This window comes from Nonomuraea sp. NPDC005650 (assembly GCF_040605375.1).
In the GTDB taxonomy this organism is placed as follows: domain Bacteria; phylum Actinomycetota; class Actinomycetes; order Streptosporangiales; family Streptosporangiaceae; genus Nonomuraea.
This window is the reverse complement of sequence record NZ_JBEXCR010000009.1, coordinates 112,019-129,488: the sequence shown is the minus strand read 5'-3', so window position 1 is coordinate 129,488 and position 17,470 is coordinate 112,019. Positions and strand designations below refer to the sequence as shown.

The 17,470-nt window shown below is 71.1% G+C and carries 11 protein-coding genes; 9 read left to right on the top strand and 2 right to left on the bottom strand.

Translation table 11 applies throughout. The annotated features are described in order from the left end of the window. Positions 1-56: 56 nt before the first annotated feature. From ABZS69_RS17390 to ABZS69_RS17360, 7 genes are all read left to right on the top strand, one after another. Entirely contained in the window at positions 57-1,049 is a 993-nt protein-coding gene (locus ABZS69_RS17390; RefSeq protein ID WP_355372839.1) for a glycosyl hydrolase family 18 protein, read from the top strand. A gap of 163 nt (positions 1,050-1,212) precedes the next feature. Next, on the top strand, positions 1,213-1,482 hold the full coding sequence (gene rpsT / locus ABZS69_RS17385; protein WP_355372837.1) for a 30S ribosomal protein S20: 270 nt from the start codon (positions 1,213-1,215) through the stop codon (positions 1,480-1,482). A 180-nt stretch (positions 1,483-1,662) separates the two neighbouring features. Continuing rightward, entirely contained in the window at positions 1,663-4,716 is a 3,054-nt protein-coding gene (locus ABZS69_RS17380) for an ABC transporter permease (RefSeq protein ID WP_355372834.1), read from the top strand. Further along, positions 4,713-7,277: an FtsX-like permease family protein gene (locus ABZS69_RS17375; RefSeq protein WP_355372832.1), complete on the top strand. Its 2,565-nt coding sequence runs from the start codon at positions 4,713-4,715 to the stop codon at positions 7,275-7,277. The genes ABZS69_RS17380 and ABZS69_RS17375 overlap by 4 nt, the downstream gene beginning before the upstream one ends. Continuing rightward, positions 7,274-8,191, top strand: a complete 918-nt coding sequence (locus ABZS69_RS17370) for an ABC transporter ATP-binding protein (protein WP_355372829.1) — start codon at positions 7,274-7,276, stop codon at positions 8,189-8,191. Before ABZS69_RS17375 ends, ABZS69_RS17370 begins: the two co-directional genes overlap by 4 nt. Further along, positions 8,184-8,876, top strand: coding sequence for an ABC transporter ATP-binding protein (locus tag ABZS69_RS17365; RefSeq protein ID WP_355372826.1), 693 nt, complete (start codon positions 8,184-8,186; stop codon positions 8,874-8,876). The genes ABZS69_RS17370 and ABZS69_RS17365 overlap by 8 nt, the downstream gene beginning before the upstream one ends. 23 nt (positions 8,877-8,899) lie before the next feature. Then, positions 8,900-10,033: an epoxide hydrolase family protein gene (locus ABZS69_RS17360; RefSeq protein ID WP_355372823.1), complete on the top strand. Its 1,134-nt coding sequence runs from the start codon at positions 8,900-8,902 to the stop codon at positions 10,031-10,033. A gap of 348 nt (positions 10,034-10,381) precedes the next feature. Here the strand turns inward: ABZS69_RS17360 and holA are convergent, their stop codons facing one another. After that, positions 10,382-11,353 (bottom strand): DNA polymerase III subunit delta, encoded by a 972-nt coding sequence (gene holA, locus ABZS69_RS17355; RefSeq protein ID WP_355372821.1) that lies wholly within the window; start codon positions 11,351-11,353, stop codon positions 10,382-10,384. A 1,680-nt stretch (positions 11,354-13,033) separates the two neighbouring features. On the opposite strand from holA, the gene ABZS69_RS17350 reads away from it, so the two are divergent. Together ABZS69_RS17350 and ABZS69_RS17345 are read left to right on the top strand one after the other, a co-directional pair. Next, on the top strand, positions 13,034-13,576 hold the full coding sequence (locus tag ABZS69_RS17350; RefSeq protein ID WP_355372818.1) for a ComEA family DNA-binding protein: 543 nt from the start codon (positions 13,034-13,036) through the stop codon (positions 13,574-13,576). A gap of 1 nt (position 13,577) precedes the next feature. Then, complete coding sequence (locus ABZS69_RS17345) at positions 13,578-16,565, top strand: ComEC/Rec2 family competence protein (RefSeq protein ID WP_355372816.1); 2,988 nt, start codon at positions 13,578-13,580, stop codon at positions 16,563-16,565. Positions 16,566-16,651: 86 nt separating this feature from the next. Here ABZS69_RS17345 and ABZS69_RS17340 read toward each other — a convergent pair whose 3' ends face one another. Next, positions 16,652-17,464: a DegV family protein gene (locus ABZS69_RS17340; RefSeq protein WP_355372813.1), complete on the bottom strand. Its 813-nt coding sequence runs from the start codon at positions 17,462-17,464 to the stop codon at positions 16,652-16,654. Positions 17,465-17,470: the final 6 nt, after the last annotated feature.

Genomic DNA, 17,470 nt, shown 5'->3' with positions numbered 1-17,470 from the left:
CGAAGTCCGTTTCGACAGGGTTGAGGTCGAGCAGTCTTTCATGGTGACATGCCCGGGTGAATGCCCGAACCGTCATCCGCCGCGGCCTGCGCCTGCTCACGCTTGCCTTGGCCATCGTGCTCGCGCTGGTCGGCCTCCTCGCCGCCGCGCTCCGGCTCCAGTTTACCGGTGTACCGGCGGCCTGGGCGAAGAGCACGGGGAACGACGCGCTCTGGCTGGGCCACGCGTGGGTGGACGGCCGCCGTACGGAGCGCGACGTCGAGCAGTTGGCGGTACGGCTGCGCGCCACGGGCGTCAAGGACGTGTACGTCCACTCGGGCCCGTTCAACTGGGACGGCACCCTAAGTCCCAGCAAATACCCCAACGCCGGAAATTTCGTGAAATGGATGCGGGAGCACCTCCCCACGGTCCGCATCTCCGCCTGGCTCGGCCAGGCCGTCAAGAACGGCCTCGACCTCGACGACCCCAAGTCCCGCGAGAACGTCCTGACCGGGGTCGCCGCCATCATGAAGCAGGGCTACGACGGCATCCACTACAACTTCGAGCCGATCGGCGACGACGACACCGAGTTCCTCGACCTGCTGGAGCGCACCCGCCGGTACACGAGCCTGCTGTCCACCTCCACCCCGCAGATCGAGCCATACCCGGGCCTGCGCCTGACCGCCAGGGCCTTGCTGTCCCATGACAAGTACTGGTCCCAGGGCTACTTCAAGCAGGTCGTGGACCGCGTGGACCAGGTCGCCGTCATGACGTACGACTCCTTCACCCCCCTGCAGTCCCTCTATGGCGGCTACGTGGCCCGCCAGGCCGAGCTGGCCCTGGACCTGGTGCCCGCCGCCAAGGCCCTCTACATCGGCGCCCCGGCCTACCACGACCACGGAGTACCCTGGCTGGACAACGCCGAGAGCGTCGCCATGGCCGCCGAGGGCGCCCGGCTCGCGCTGTCGGAGCACGGCCGGCGCGACCGCTTCGGCCTGGCCCTCTACGTGGACTTCGCCGCCACGGAGGAGGACTGGCACGAGTACGCCACCCGCTGGATGATCGGCTGAACTGGGGCTTTCCAGCGCCGAGCATCGGAAACGCCGATGCTCAAGTACGCGTTGATTTGAGAGCCCACCTGGGTTATTGGTATCCTGTTCAACTGCGTGTGGCGCGCCCTCTCTCGAGCCCGCGCGCCCCATCCATCACCAAGACTTTCACCGAGGCTTCTTCGTGGCGAACATCAAGTCCCAGATCAAGCGCAACAAGCAGAACGAGAAGGCCCGCCTGCGCAACAAGGCGGTCAAGTCCTCTCTGAAGACGGCCGTCCGCAAGTTCCGCGAGGCCGCCGAGCAGGGCGACACCGAGAAGGCCGCCGTGCTGCAGCGGGCCGCCGCCCGCCAGCTCGACAAGGCCGTCAGCAAGGGCGTCATCCACAAGAACCAGGCCGCCAACCGCAAGTCCGCGATCGCCAAGCAGTCCGCGGCGCTGGTCGCCAAGTAAACCGCCTGGCACAGGAAGCGCCGCACTCCCTCAAGGGGGTGCGGCGTTCTCATTTTCGAATCCTTTTGTCACAGTTTCGATATCACGCGGCCGTATCGGGTGCGTCACCGTTCCTGAGATCACCTTGCCCCCGCGTCCATACCTGCCCGAAGGTGCACTAAAACGGGCGAAGGGGGACACATGCGGGGGCCGTTGGTCGTCAAAAGGGCGCTCAGCGAGCCGCTGCTTCTCCTGGCCGCCTTCGGCTCGATCCTTCTGGCCACGACCACGCTGGTCGCGCTGACCATGTACGCCTCCTCCATCGCGGACGCCGGTGTCCGCCGGACGATGGAGACGGCCTCCTACCGCCAGACCGCCGCCACCGTCAGCGCCCCCGTGACAGGCGAGACGTTCTTGGCGTTCGACCGGTCGGTACGCGCCGAGTTCGCCAGGGCCTACGCGCGGCCGCCCACCGTCACCACCAGCTTCCGCTCCGACTCCTACGTCATGCCGGGCCAGGACGCCCAGGACCGGCCCGAGCTGCTCAGGTTCGGCGGTTACGACGGCCTCGACCGGCACGCCAGGCTCGTCTCCGGCTCCTGGCCGCGCGCCGGCGGAGACCGGGTGGAGGCCGCGATCTCGCTGTCGGCGGCCTCGGCGACCGGGTTCAAGGCGGGGCAGGAGTTCACCACGAAGGGCCGCCTCGACCCGCGCCCGGTCACGGTCCGCATCACGGGCGTGTTCCAGCTCAACGACCCGTTCGGCGAGCGGTGGGCGGGCGAGCAACTGCTCAGCCGGGGTATGGAGCGCGGCGAGTTCAGCACGTACGGGCCGCTGATGGTGCCGCGCGAGACGTTCATCGCCCGTTTCGCCACGAACGTGAACGCCACCTGGTCCGCCGAGCCCGACCTGCGCGCGCTCACGCCCGCCCAGCTGCGCCCGCTGGCCGGGGCGATCGACCAGCTGGGCGCGCGGTTGAAGGCGGACGGCTGCGGCAGTTGCGTGGCCACCAGCCGCCTGCCCGAGATCCTGACCCAGCTCGACACCGCGTCCCTGGTCGCGCGCTCCACGATGCTGATCCCGGTGCTGCAGCTGCTGTTGCTGGCCGCGTACGCGCTGATGCTCACCGCCCGCCTGCTCGCCGACCACCGCCGCATGGAGGTGGCGCTGCTGCGCTCGCGCGGCGCGGGCACGGTGCGGCTGGCCGCGCTGGCGGGCGGCGAAGCGCTGCTGGTGGCGGTGCCTTGCGCGGTGGTCGCGCCGTTCCTGGGCCCGCCGCTGCTCGCGCTGGTCAACCTGCTGCCCTGGATCAGGGCCTCCGGGGTACGGCTGGCGCCTTCGGCCGATCTGGGCACGTTCCTCGTGTCGTTCGGGGTGGCCCTGGCCGCGGCCGTGCTGCTGGTGCTGCCGGCGCTGGCGGGCGCGCGGCGCACGTACGTGGAGGAGCAGGCGGCGCGCGGGCGCGGCGGCGGGCGCGGGCTGATCGAGCGGGCCGGCGCCGACCTGGCGCTGCTGGTCGTGGCCGGGCTGGCGATCTGGCAGCTCCAGCGCTACGGCGCGCCCGTGACCGCGACGGCCGCGGGCGGGCTCGGCATCGACCCATTGATCATCTCCGGGCCGGCCCTGGCCCTGCTCACGGGCGGCATGCTCGGGCTGCGGCTGGTGCCGCGCGTGTCGAAGCTGGCCGAGCGGGTGACCTCCCGGCGGCCGGCGCTCGCCCCCGCCCTGGGGGCCTGGCAGGTGAGCAGGCGGCCGCTCAAGTACGCGGGCCCGGCGCTGCTGCTGACCATGGCCATCGCGATCGGCATCGTGTCCATGGCCACCGCGTCCACCTGGCGGGCCTCGCAGCTCGACCAGGCCCGCCACCAGGCCGGGGCCGACCTGCGGCTGTCCGGCCCGCCCGACGGGCCGGAGCTGGGCGCGCTCGGGCGCGGGACCGCGTTCACCGCGCTGCCCGGGGTCACGGCGTACTCGCCGGGCTTTCGCGGGCAGACCGAGGTGAGCGGCGAGAGCGCGCTGCTGCTGGGCCTGGACGCGGGCAGGCTCGGCGAACTGTTCCACCTGCGCGCGGACCTGTCCGCGCAGCCGGTCGCGGAGATGTCCCGGGCGCTGGCGGGCGACCAGGCGGGCAAGCTGGATCTTCCGGGGCAGCCGTCGGCGCTCACGCTGCGGGCGGAGGCGGACGGCGACCTGCCGCTGCGGCTGGTGCTCTCCGACGCGCTCGGCGTGTGGCGTGACGTGTCGCTCGGCGTGCTGCGGAAGGGCGAGAACCGGATCGACGTCGACCTCCGGGCGCTGGCCGGGCGTACCGGGAAGATCACGTACCCGCTGTCGCTGCGCGGCCTCGTCACGGGCGCCCCCCAGGCCCCCGCGAACCTGACCCTGACCGGTCTCAGCGCCGACGGCCGCGAGGTCGCGACGCCTCCGGTGTCCATGAAGGTGACGCGGCCCATGGTCGCCGGCCTCGCGCCGCTGCCGAAGCCCGGACCGCTGCCGGTGGTGCTCACCGCCGACCTGGCCGCCTCGCTCAAGCTGGCCGCCGGGCAGGTCGGGCCGGCCAGCATCGACCGCAAGGTGCTCCAGGTCCAGGTGGTGGGCATCGTGGACAGCATGCCGACCACCCCGGCGGGGCAGAAGGCCGTGCTCGCCGACTGGGGGACGCTGCAGACGTACGAGCTGGCCGCGGCGCAGCTGCCCAGGCCCGCCACCGAATGGTGGCTCGCGGCCGGCGACACCGCGCCCGCGGTGAAGGCGCTCCAGGCCCGGCCCGAGTGGGACGTGACGGCGCTGGACCAGCGCAGGCTGGCGGCCGAGCTGCGGGACGACCCCCTGGCCAGCGGGCTGCAGGGGGCGCTGATGCTCGGGTTCGCGGCGGCGCTGGTGTTCGCGGCGCTCGGATTCCTGGTGAACGCGACCGTCTCGGCGCGAGAGCGCATGGGCGAGTTCGCGATCCTGCGGGCGCTCGGGGTGAGCTCCAGGCAGGTGTTCGGCGTGCTGGCGGTCGAGCAGGCGTTCGTCATCGGGCTGTCGCTCGTCGCGGGCACCGCGCTCGCCATGGTCGTCGGCGTGCTGGTCGTGCCGCACATCGTGCTGACCGGGCAGGCCGCGGCCGTCACCCCCGGGGTTGTGCTCGACATCCCGTGGGCGGCCACCGCGGCGATGCTGGCGCTGGTGGCCGCGGTGCTGCTCGCCATCGTGGCCGGGCTGGCCCGCCGCCTGCGCGGGCAAAACGGGCAACTCGTGGAGGAACGGTGAGGATCGCCCTGCTCGCTCGCGCGCACCTGGGCACGATGGCCGTGCTCTTCGTGCTGGCGCTGAGCGCCTGCCTGCTGGTCGCGGGGCTGCCCAGGGCGATGCAGGCGTCGTTCGACGAGGCGCTGCGCCGCTCGCTGGTCGCCGCCCCCGCGGTGCAGGCCGACCTGACGGTGTCCGTGGAGTCGCGCTCGTCCGAGGAGGACCTGCACGAACGCGGCCAGTTCGACGCCCGCGACCGCCGCTGGCGCAAGATCCTGCCGACGGCGCTGCGCCCGATGGCGGTCGGCGCGGGCCACATGAGCGCCAAGACCATCAACACACCCGTGACCGGGACCCGCGGCCATACCCACATGAACCTGGGCTGGCTCTCCGACGCGGACCGGCGCGTGGACTGGGTCGAGGGCCGCGCGCCCGGCAGTCCCTCGACCATGCGGTACGAGGGCGCGACGATCCCGGTCTTCGAGGTGGGGCTCGTCGCGGACGCCCTGCCCGAGCTGGGTTACAAGGTGGGCGAGACGAAGATGGTCGGCGAGAACGACTACGCCGCCCTGAAGATCGTCGGCGCCTTCAAGGCCAAGGACCCCCGTGACCGCTACTGGTCCCACAACGTCGACCTCCTGCAGGTCGTCAAGGCGCAGACGCCGGGCAGCGACGAGCTAGAGAAGCACGTCACGACGCTGATCTCCGACGAGGGGCTGACCGCGCTCAGCGGCGAGGGGCGCAACCTGTCCTACCACTGGGTCCTGCCGATCGACGCCCGTGGCGCGAGCGCGCTGGCCGCGCCCGACCTCCAGGCGGCGATCGCCGAGTTCGAGCGGGTGGTCGCGCTCCAGTCGACGAGCAGCACGTACCGTCTGGACACCGGGCTCTCCAAGCTGTTCGACGACTTCCTGGCCGCCGTGGCCACCGCGCAGACCGTGATGTACCTGGTGCTCGGCGGGCTGCTGGCCGTGGCGGTCGGCGTGATCGCACTCGTCGTGCTGCTGCTGAGCGACCGCCTCGATCACCCGCTGTCCCTGGCGCGGGCGCGGGGCGGGTCCCTGCGGCAGGTGGCCGGGGCCGGGGCGCTGCTGACCGGCGTCGCGGTGGCGCCCGCCGCGCTGGCCGGGTACGGACTGTCGTTCCTGGTGCCGGGTCCCGTGCTGCCGATCGTGCACCTTGGGCCCCTGGTCGTGGTCGTGGCGGCCGTCGGGTTCGCCGGGGGGCGGCTGGCCCTGGTCCACCGGACGCCGCTGCACGAGCGCCGCGGCGACGTGGCCGCCACCCGGCCTTCGGCCCGGCGGATCACGCTGGAGGTGACGGTGGTGGTGCTCGCGCTGGTCGGGGCGTACCTGCTGCGGGCCCGTGGCGCCTCGCAGGATCCGTTCCTGCTCGTGGTGCCCGTCGCGCTGACGGTGGCGGCGGCGTTGATCACCTTGCGCTGCTACCCGTACCCCTTGCGGCTGTTCGTACGGCTGGCCGCGCGCGGGCGGGCGGCCGTGCCGTTCCTGGGGCTGACCAGGGCGGCCCGGGCGCGCTCCGCCAGTGTGCTGCCCGTGCTGATCCTGCTGCCCGCGCTGGGCGTGTCGGTGTTCGCCGCGGTGATCTCGGGCGGGATCGCGGACACGCAGCGGCTGGCGTCCTGGCAGCAGGTGGGCGCGCCGATCAAGATCACGTCGAACATCGAGATCCCCGCCGACGCGATCGACCGGGTGCGGGCGACGGCCGGGGTCGAGCAGGTGGTGATCGCGCAGGCCGGGCGGGTGCAGGTCGGGTACGGCGCGGAGCGGGCCGAGGCGCTCGCGGTGGACCTGACGCAGTGGAACCGGATCCTGGACGGCGCCCCGATCAGCGTGCCCGCGCTGTCCGACGGCGCGCTGGTCTCCACGGAGTTGCGGGGGCGGGGGACGTTGGAGATCGGGTGGCAGGCGCGGTCGAAGCTCGCCACGCGGGGCGTGGTCGACTCGATGCCCGGCTTCTACACCCAGGGGAAATTCATGATCGTGCCGCTGGGCATCCTGACCCGGCCCGCCCCGAACACCCTGCTGATCAAGGGCGACGTGTCCCCTGACGTGCTGGCGCGGCTGGTCCCGTCCGCGACCGTGGAGTCGCAGGAGGGCGCGCTGAGCGCCATCCAGGACGACCCGCTCACCAGCACCGTGCGCTCGACGCTGGTCGTGGTGACGGTGGCGCTCGGGGCGTACGCCCTGGTCGCCGTCGTGCTGGCGCTGGTGATCGGCGCCGCCGAACGTGCCAGCGCGGTGTCGTTCCTGCGCACGCTCGGGCTGTCGGACCGGCAGGCGGAACGGCTGACCGTCCTGGAGATCCTGCCCATGATCCTCGTCACCGCCCTGGTCGGGCTCGGCCTGGGCCTCGGCCTGCCGTTCGCGCTCGGGGCCGGCGTGGACCTGTCGTCGTACGCCGGCGACCTGCCGGTCGGCGACTACTCGCTCGACCTGTTCGTGCCCGTCCTGCTGGCGGGCGGCCTCACCGCCGTGGCCGTGCTCGGGGCGTACGCGCACACCGCCATCAGCCGCCGCCGCAACCTCGGCGCCGTCCTTCGAGTAGGGGATCTCGCATGAACCCGACCCTGTCCGAGCTGGAAGCCAGGGCCACGCGGGAGAAGGCCGCGTTCGGCGGCGACGCGCACATCGTGTGCGACAACCTCGTACGCATCTACAAGACCGAGGGCGTCGAGGTCGTCGCGCTGCAGGGCCTCGACCTGGTGATCGACAAGGGCGAGCTGGTGGCCATCGTGGGCGCCTCGGGGTCGGGGAAGTCGACGCTGCTCAACGTGCTGTCCGGGCTGGACGTGCCGACGGCCGGGGTGGCCAGGGTGGCGGGGATGGATCTGCTGTCGATGAACGCCCGCGACCGGCTGCGGTACCGGCGGTCCGTGGTGGGCTTCATCTGGCAGCAGACGGCGCGGAACCTGCTGCCGTACCTCTCCGCCCGGGAGAACGTCGAGCTGCCGATGAAGCTGGCCGGTCGCCGCGGGGGTCACGCGCTGGAGCTGCTGGAACTGCTGGGGGTCGGCGACCGCGCAGATCGCAAGATTCCCGAAATGTCGGGCGGCGAGCAGCAACGGGTGGCCATCGCCGTCGCGCTCGCCAACTCCCCGCAGCTCATCCTCGCCGACGAACCCACCGGCGAGCTGGACAGTGAGACGTCGGAGCAGGTGTTCGACGCGCTGCGGAAGGTCAACAGGGAGCTGGGGGTGACGGTGGTCGTCGTGACGCACGACCCGCTGGTGTCGGAGCAGGTGGACCGTACGGTGGGCATTCGCGACGGGCGTACCAGCAGCGAGACGCTGCGGCGCGAGGGCGCCGAGGGGCAGATCGTCGCCGAGGAGTACGCCGTGCTGGACCGGGTCGGGCGGCTGCAGCTCCCGCGCGACTTCATGAACGCGCTCGAGATGGAGCGGCGGGTGCGCCTCGAGCTCGAATCCGACCACATCGGCGTGTGGCCCGCCCGGGAGGAGCCCTCTGATGACTGATTCGCCCCTGGTCGTGGTGGAAGGGCTGCGCAAGGTCTACCGGACCGGGCCCAAGGAGGTCGTGGCGCTGCGGGACGTGTCGTTCTCGGTGTTCCCGGGAGAGCTCGTCGCGGTCCGCGGGCGGTCCGGGTCCGGGAAGACGACCCTGCTCAACCAGATCGGCGGCCTGGACAAACCGGACGCCGGACGGGTGGTCGTCGCCGGGCACGAGGTCACCGCCATGTCCGAGGACGACTTGCTGGCGCTGCGCCGCGACGTGGTGGGGTTCGTGTTCCAGTCGTTCGGGCTGATCCCGGTGCTGTCCGCGGCGGAGAACGTGGGGGTCCCGATGCGGCTGCTGCGGACGCCGGTGGAGGAGCGGGAGGCTCGCGTACGCCTGCTGCTGGCCCTGGTGGGGTTGGAGCAGCACGCGAACCAGCGGCCGTACGAGCTGTCCGGGGGGCAGCGGCAGCGGGTGGCCATCGCCAGGTCGCTGGCGAACCGGCCCCGGCTGCTGGTGACCGACGAACCCACGGGGCAGCTGGACTCGCAGACCGGGCGGCAGATCATGGAGCTGCTGCGGGCACTCGTACGGAGCGAGGGGGTCACGGCGCTCGTCGCCACCCACGACCCCAGCCTGATCACGCTGGCCGACCGGGTCCTGGAGATCGGCGACGGCATCGTCCACGAACCCGCCCTCGCCTGAAATCGGCCTGTCGGAGGCAATACGTGACCCCTTCCACCTTCCGTATCGAGGTGCCCGGCGACGTGCTGGACGACCTTCGAGCCCGGCTGCGCGCGACCAGGTTCACCGGGCGGACCGGGGCGAAGGCGTGGCAGGCCGGGGCCGACCCCACGTACCTGCGGGAGCTGGTGACGTACTGGGCGGATGGGTTCGATTACCGCGCCCGGGAGGCCGAGCTCAACGCGCTGCCGCACTACCGCGAGCGGGGCCTGCATTTCGTCCGGATCGCCGGAGTCGGTCCCGCGCCCATGCCCGTTCTCCTCTGCCACGGATGGCCGAGCAGCTTCCTGGAGATGCTCCCCCTGGCGTCCCGCCTCGCCGACCCCGCCCGCCACGGCGGCGACCCGGCCGACGCGTTCGACGTCGTCATCCCGTCCATGCCGGGGTTCCTCTACTCCGACCTGCCGCCGGAGCCGCTCACGCGGGCCGCGATGGCGCGCATGCTGCACACGCTGATGACCGACACCCTGGGGTACGACCGGTACGCGGCCTTCGGCGGCGACATCGGCGGCGCGGCCGTCCAATGGCTGGCCGCGCTTCACCCGGAGGAGGTGGCCGGCATCCACCTGATCCATCCCCCGTTCCCCGCGTCGTTCGACGACCCGCCGATGTCGGCGGACGAGCAGGCGTTCGTGGTGGCCGAGGAGGCGTACGACGAGCTGGACGGCGGCTACAGCGCCATCATGGGGACGCGGCCCGACACCATCGCCGCCGCCCTGATCGACTCACCGGCCGGACTCGCCGCCTGGATAGTCGACAAATATCGGGATTGGAGCGACTGCCACGGCGACCTGGAGTCCCGCTTCGACCGCGACACCCTGCTCACGATCCTGACGCTGTACTGGGCGACCGGCTCGATCGGCACGTCGTTCAGGCAGTACTACGACTGGGAGCACAACACCCCTCGCCCGCGCATCACGGTGCCGACGGCCGTCACACTCAGCCACGAACCCTCCTTGTCCGGCATCCCCCGCTCGATCGCCGAACGCGCCTGCACCGACCTCCGCCACTGGAACGAACCCGGCCGCGGCGGCCATTTCCTGGCCCTGGAGGAGCCTGCGCTGATGCACCAGGAGCTGACCACCTTCTTCCGCCCCCTCCGCCAACCCCCCAGCTAACCCCACCTCCAAACCACTCTGGCCACCGCCTCCGCACCACCGCCTCAGGACCACCGCACCCAACCCGCCTCCGGGCCGCCACAACCAACCCACCCCACCCGGCTGCCAGCGCCCCAACTACCCCATCCCCTGTGACTGCAGCCAACCAGCCTCCGAGCCAACGCCCTACCAACCCACCGCCCGACCGCTAGAGCCAAACCCTGCTCCCAGCCACCCCAATGGCCCCAGCCGTGCCCTACAACTCCCGTTGGCTGACTGACGCCCATGGCGTACGAAGGGCCGGCCGAAAGGTGTGGACGGTCCTGTGGCCGACCGGTTATTCAGCCGGCATAGGAAATCGACCGCCGACTATCGCCCGGTGCGGCTGGCCACGATCACCTGCACCGTGTGTTCCAGCGCATAGGCCGGGTCCGCTCCCCCACCCTTGACCTGCTCATCCGCACTCGCCACAGCCTGGATCGCCCTGGACAGCCCCTCGGGCCCCCACCCGTTGAGCTGCCGCTTGACCCGGTCGACCTTCCACGGCGGCATGCCGACATGGCTGGCCAGTTGCCCGCCCCGAAGGTTGCGCGGCGCGCTGCCGACCTTGGCCAGCGACCGCAGTCCACCGGCCAGCGCACTTACCAGCAGCACGGGAGCGACCCCGGTGCCCAGAGCCCACCGCAGTTGCTCCAGCGCGTCGGCCAACCGCCCCTCGACAGCGGAATCGGCCACGTTGAACCCGGTGACCTCGGCCCGCCCCTTGTGATAGCGAGCCACCGCGGCCACGCTGATCGTCTTGTCCTCCGTGTCGAACGCCAGCTGGCTGCACGCTGCCGCAAGCTCCCGCAGGTCATTGCCCACGGCATCGAGCAACGCCTGGGCCGCGTCCCCGGAGACGCCCCGCCCAGCCCGCTTGAACTCCTCCTTGATGAAGTCCAGCCGCTCCCCCGCCTTGGTGACCTTGTTGACCGTGACCACCTTGGCCCCGGCCTTCTTCACCCCGTCGACCAGCGCCTTCCCCTTCACCCCACCCGGATGCGACAGCACGAGCACGGTGTCGTCGGAGGGCTGCTTGGCATAGGTGAGGATCTCGGTGATGACGTCCTTGGAGAGATCCTGGGCCGACCGGATCACCACCACGGAACGATCGCCGAAGAGCGACGGCGAGGTCAGCTGCGTCAGCTCGCCCACCGCGACCTTCCCACCCAAGAGGTCATGCACCTCGGCACCCGAGTCCGCGGCCCGCGCGGCGGCGACGACACTACTCACCGCCCGCTCGGCCAGCAGCTCCTCATCGCCGAGGACCAGGGACACAGGTGCTGGATCGGTTCCCGCCATGTCAGGCAGCATGCCATGCGCCGCCGACAACCCGGTACTCGGAACGCACCCCGTACCCACCGGGCCCAGGTCACCAACTCCACCCAGCTGGCTAACCACTCTCGCCAGCCTTGTTCCCCGCACATCGCCAATCCCCAGCCGAGGCCCAGACACCGAGCCGCACGGCTAAGGGCGTGCCACTCGATAACCGCTGGACGAGGCAGGCACCCCAAATACCAAGCCACGCAACTGACGACACCCAACCCGCTGACCACCAGACGAGGCAGGCACCCAGACACCGAACCTCGCAACTGACACCCCACCCGCCAACCACCAAACGACGCCAGCCCTCAGACACCAAGCCACGCGATCGACGGCACGCCTCCCGATAGCGACCAGACGAGGCAGGCGCCCAGGCACCGAACCACGCACTGACGGCATGCCGCCAAGGAGCCAGGTGCCACCGCAAGGCCCCAGGTCCGCAGCGCCCGCCCCAGCCCTGCAGCACCCGCCCCCAGTTCCCCGCAACGCCCGCCCTCAGCCCCGTGGCGCCTGGCACCAGTCCCGCCACGTCCAGCACCAACTCCGCGACGCCCGTACCAGCCCGCGCGATGCCCAACACCGGTCTCGTGACGCCCGCACCAGCCCCCGTGATGCCCAGCACCAACCCCGCAATGCCCAGCACCAATCCTGCGACGCCCGCTAAACCCTCCCGCTCTCCGCCCTCCGGGTCTCCCACGCGGCCCTCAGCCTCTCCCTATGCGGACCTTCAGCCCTCCCTCCGCGTAGCCCTGCCCGCGCCCCCACGCACGATCCTCAACCAGCGTGCACGCTGACCTTGGTCATAATCGGCCTCGTTGTCCACAGCCCTTCGCTCGTCTCCCTCCTCATCCCCAGAACGGGGTTCGGGACCTCGACGACGACTGCTGACGATCTACGTTCTCAGCCGTGCGAACCCCCGACCCCACGGCAGAGCGGACCATAGCCGAGTCCCGGCTACGGTCGATCACCGCGCCCTCCCGCCGCTCCCGCCGCTCTCTCGGCTGGCTTACCGTCGCCGTGACCGAGCCGGTCGGGTCCCAGCCACAGAGGCAAGCCTCCCCACCCAGCCCCCGGGACAGAGCACACCAGGCCCGACAGCCTTCAACCGACCCTCGTGAGGGAGAAAGCCGGGACGACGCCGCCCTCACCCCCTTGCGCCAGGGAAGCCGCTGGGAGGACATCACGCGCGCAGCACCAGGCGAGACAAGCTCCTGGGACGCCACGGACCCTGCTGCATCAAGGGAGAGAGACCGCTGGGACACCACAGCCCCTGCCATGCCAGGGGAGAGAGACCTCCGGCACGACACCCACTTCGCCACACCGCGCGGAGAAACCCGCCGGCACGACACCGACTCCACCCCACCACAACAGAAGACCCGCTGGGACGACGACACCGACCTCACCACGCCACGAGAGGAGCGCCACCAGCACGACACCCTCTCAAGAACATCTCCTGGGCGAAATGACCAAGATGCCGCCCCCTCCCACGCTCTTCACAAAAGCCGCAACCAACGTTCAACCGCATCGTCATCACCATCACCTGACCAAAAGCGCGGACCTGCCCCCGTGCCACCCACCTTCCAAGCGTTCCGCGCAGCCGTCGCCTCCCAAGCCTCAACCCTCGACCCAGGCAAGCCCGGCCTCCGAATCCTGCTGGCCTTGGGCGCTCTCGCCGCCGCCGTAGCCGCGTTCTTCGTCTGGCGTTCCCAGCCCTCACCGGAGCCGCTGCCCCCTCCCACCCCGGTCTCACAGCCGCCAAGGACACCTTCTCCGACCGCCGTCGCCAAGGTGACCGTCCACGTCACCGGCAAGATCCGCAAACCAGGCGTCTACCTGCTCCCCGCGGGCTCCCGAGTCACGGACGCGGTGGCAGCGGCAGGAGGGGTAACCCGCGGCGCTTCCACAGGCGCACTCAACCTCGCCAGACGCCTGATCGACGGCGAGCAGATAGTCGTGGGCGCCACCACCGCCCAGGCACCCCAAGGCTCGCCCATCGCGGACCCGGCCACCGCCGTGCTCGACCTCAACTCCGCCACAACCGACCAACTCGAACAACTCCCAGGCGTGGGCGAGGTCCTGGCAGCTCGAATCGCCGAATTCCGAGACACCCACGGCGGCTTCACCACCGTCGAACAACTACGCGAGGTGACCGGCATAGGCCCACGAAAGTACGACGAGCTCAAGGCAAAGGTCCGTGTCTGACATGCCCACCCCGCGCACCGAACACCTCGGCCCAACCCGTCCAAGCCAGGCCAACGCCAGCCCCCCGCCCGACAGCGGCCGACCCGACGACGGGGCCGACGCGAACACGGAAGTCCCCCACCCCGACCAGGACAGTGTCCACCGCGAACACGCCTGGCCCCTCATCCTCCCCGCGTTGGCCACCTGGGCATGTGCCTTGGTCCTGCTGGGCTGCTCCGCCCGCACAGGCCTGATCGTCGCCATCGCCACAACCCTGGCCGCCTCAGCCGCAGCCTGCCCCGCAGCGTGGCGCACCCGCTTCATAACCCAGCAATCACCCTCCGACGCCTGCCCCACCCAACCCGGGGACCCAGACCCTCAGCACGAGGGTCGGCCAACCCAACCCGGGGACCCAGGCGGCGCCCCGCGCGAAGGTTGGGCGACCCAACGTGGGCACCTGGGTGCCCAGCACGGGGGTTGGGCGACCCAACATGGGGACCCGGGCTCCCCGCGCGAGGGTCGGGCGACCCAACATGGGGACCCGGGCGCCCACCACGAGGGTTGGGCCACTCAACATGAGGACCCGGGCGTTCGGCGACCGCCCCTCTCTACCCCATGGCGCAACATCATCATTGCCACCCTCATCTGCGCAGCCGCGGCCTCGGCGTCGATCGCCCTGCGGGTTCACGCCCTGACCACCGGCCCAGCAGCGGACCTGGCCAAGAAGAACACCTCTATCAAGGCCCAGATCGCCCTAACGGACGACCCCAGACGCAGACAAAACAGAAGCGGCCACTTCAACCAAGAAAGCTACGTAACCCCAGCCACCCTGGAAGTCATCCAAACAGCCGGCAACCGGCAGACCGTCAACGTCCCCATCACCGTCTTCGCCAACGGGCACGACTGGAGCACCCTGCTCCCCAGCCAGCACCTCGAAGTGACCGGCCGCCTGGCCACGCCGGCCCCGGGGGACCTCGTCGCAGCCATCCTCCTGGTGCAAGGTCCACCACGAGTCCTGACACCCCCGTCCTTGCTCCAAACAGCAGCGGGCAGCCTCAGATCGGGCCTACGGGCCGCCGCGGCCACTCTCCCCGCCGACCAGCAAGGCCTCCTGCCGGGCCTGGTCGTCGGCGACGTCTCACGCATGGACCCCCAGGTGTCGTCCGACCTCAAGGAGGCCGGCCTGAGCCACCTGAACGCCGTAAGCGGAGCAAACCTCGCAATCGTGGCAGGCGCTGCCCTCGCACTCTCCCGTCTCATCGGGCTCTCCCTCCCAGTGAGAGCCGTCTTCGCCGCCATCGCGATGCTCGCGTTCGCCGTGGTCGCCCGCCCCTCCCCAAGCGTTCTACGCGCACTCCTCATGGGTCTTGCCGCCGCCATAGCGCTGGGCACAGGCCGAGCGAAGGACGGCCTCGCAGCCCTGTCGGCAACGGTCCTCCTCTTGGTGCTGTTCGCCCCAGACCTGGCCCGTTCGTACGGCTTCGCCCTCTCGGTCGCAGCCACCGCCGGCATCCTCATCCTCGCCCCACGCTGGCGTGACCGCCTGTCATCCCCAAACGCCGAGAGCGACATCGACGATCAGAACAACCCGAGACACGGCAAACATGGCGACCCTGGCCCACAGGGGGAGGCAGGTCCGCACGGGGAGGCAGACCCGCACGGGGAGACAGGCCCACACGGGGAGACAGGCCCACACGAGGAAGCAGGCCCACAGGGACAAGACATCCAACAAGGCGACCGTAGCCCCCACTCGACCCTTGGCGGACGCTCCGGAGGGTCGTTTCGGTTGCCGCGTTGGATGGCTGAGAGCGTTGCTGTGCCGGTGGCCGCGCAGGTGGCGGTGACGCCCATCCTGGTGTTGATGTCAGGACAGCTGACTCCCGTCGCCGTGATCGCCAACCTGCTCGTGGCCCCGGCGGTAGCCCCTGCGACGTTGCTCGGCTTCGGTGCCGCTCTGGTGGCGCCCATATGGCCCGGAGGTGCGGAGCTTCTGGTCGTCCCGGCCGGTTACGCGGTCGGGTGGATCATCATCGTGGCCCGCTGGGCGGTGAACCTGCCGTTCGCCACCGTGCCGTGGCCCGGCGGGCTTCCTGGATTGGGGTTGCTGCTGCTCGCGGTGGTGATCGCCGTGCCGATCCTGCGGCGCAGGATGTGGCGGGCGATGGCGGTGACCGTGGTCGGTGCGGCCCTGGTCGCCGTACTGGCGATCCGGCCCATCGTCGGCTCCTGGCCGCCCAAGGGGTGGTTGATGGTGATGTGCGACGTTGGGCAGGGGGACGGGCTCGTCGTGGCGGCGGGACCGCGGAGAGGGATCGTGGTCGACACCGGGCCCGATCCGGTCGTCATGGATCGGTGCCTGCGCAGGATCGGCGTCGACGACGTACCTCTCCTGATCCTCACCCACCCTCACGCCGACCACGTGGACGGCCTCCCCGGCGTCCTCCGGAACCGGCGCGTTGGTGCCGTGGTCGTCAGCCCGCAGCGGACGAGCGCGCGAGCCGTCTCCCACATCTCGGCCACGCTGGCCCGCCACGGCATACCGGAATGGACTGCCGCACCCGGAACTCGGTGGCGCTTCGGCCCGTCGGAGCTGACGGTGCTCGGTCCCGACCCCACCCTGGGCGCGATGAACGGGCAGGGGGAGGGTAGCGCGATCAACAACTCCAGCGTGGTCGTCCACGTACGCTGGCGCTCCGGATCCATCCTGCTCAGCGGCGATCTGGAGACGGAGGCGCAGGAAGAGCTGCTGCGCCGGACGGTGGTGCGAGCCGACATCCTCAAGACTCCGCACCACGGATCCAACCGGCAGTCCCCGGCCTTCTTGTCGGCGGTCGGGGCACGGGCGGCCTTGATCAGCGTGGGCGCCGACAACGACTACGGCCATCCCGCCACGTCCACGCTTGCCGCCCTGCGTCGGCTGGGTGCCGGCGTCTACCGGACCGACCAGTCCGGCGACCTGGCCGTCGTGGAGAGGGAAGGACGGATGGCAGTGGTCCCGCGCGGCCCGTAGCCCCTCATCGCGCGACATCAAGCCCGGAGCGTCCGGGTTCCGCGTTAGCCCGCAGGCCCTCGCCGGCGGCGGGGAGGTCAGCTTGGTCAGGGCTTGTACGACGTGACCGTGAGTCCCAGCATGCCGGGACCGACGTGGACACCGATCACCGCGCCCACCTCCACCACCCGCAGCTCGCCCAGACCCCCCAACCGCTTCGGCAGTCGTTCCGCCAGGGCCTCGGCTCGTTCGCCGGCCCCGAGGTGCTGTACGGCCACCCGCACGGGCCCCTCGCCGGCCGCGTGGACGGCGAGGTCCTCCAGGCGGGCGATGGCGCGGGAGGACGTGCGGACCTTCTCCAGGAGTGAGATGCGGCCGTCCACGATGTGGAGCAGCGGCTTGATCATGAGGGCCGAGCCGACGAGGGAGGCGGCGGTGCCGATGCGGCCGCTGCGTCGTAAGGCGTCGAGAGTGTCGACGTAGAAGAACGTCCGGGTGGTGTCCATGCACCGCCGGGCCGCGGCCGTCACCGCCTCCAGGGTGGCTCCGGTCGCGGCGGCGTCGGCGGCGGCCAGGACCGGGTAGCCGAGGCCCATGGCGATCGAGCGGCTGTCGATCACCTCCACGCGCACGGGCGCGTCGGCCGCGGCGGCCAGGGCGGAGTCCGCGATGCCGGACATATCGCGGGAAACGTGGATCGAGACGATTCCCGTGGCGCCCGCGGCCGCCAGGGAGGCGTAGCAGGAGGCGAAGCTCTCCGGGGACGGGCGGGAGGTGGTGGCGGCGGCGAGGTCGCCGCCGAACAACGGCTCGTCGTACGAGACCCCGCCGGCGATCACCTGGACGGGGACCACCGTGACACCCGGCACGGCAGGCAGGTACGCGGTCGAATCGGTGACCACGGCGACCGAGGGCGGCATAACCCC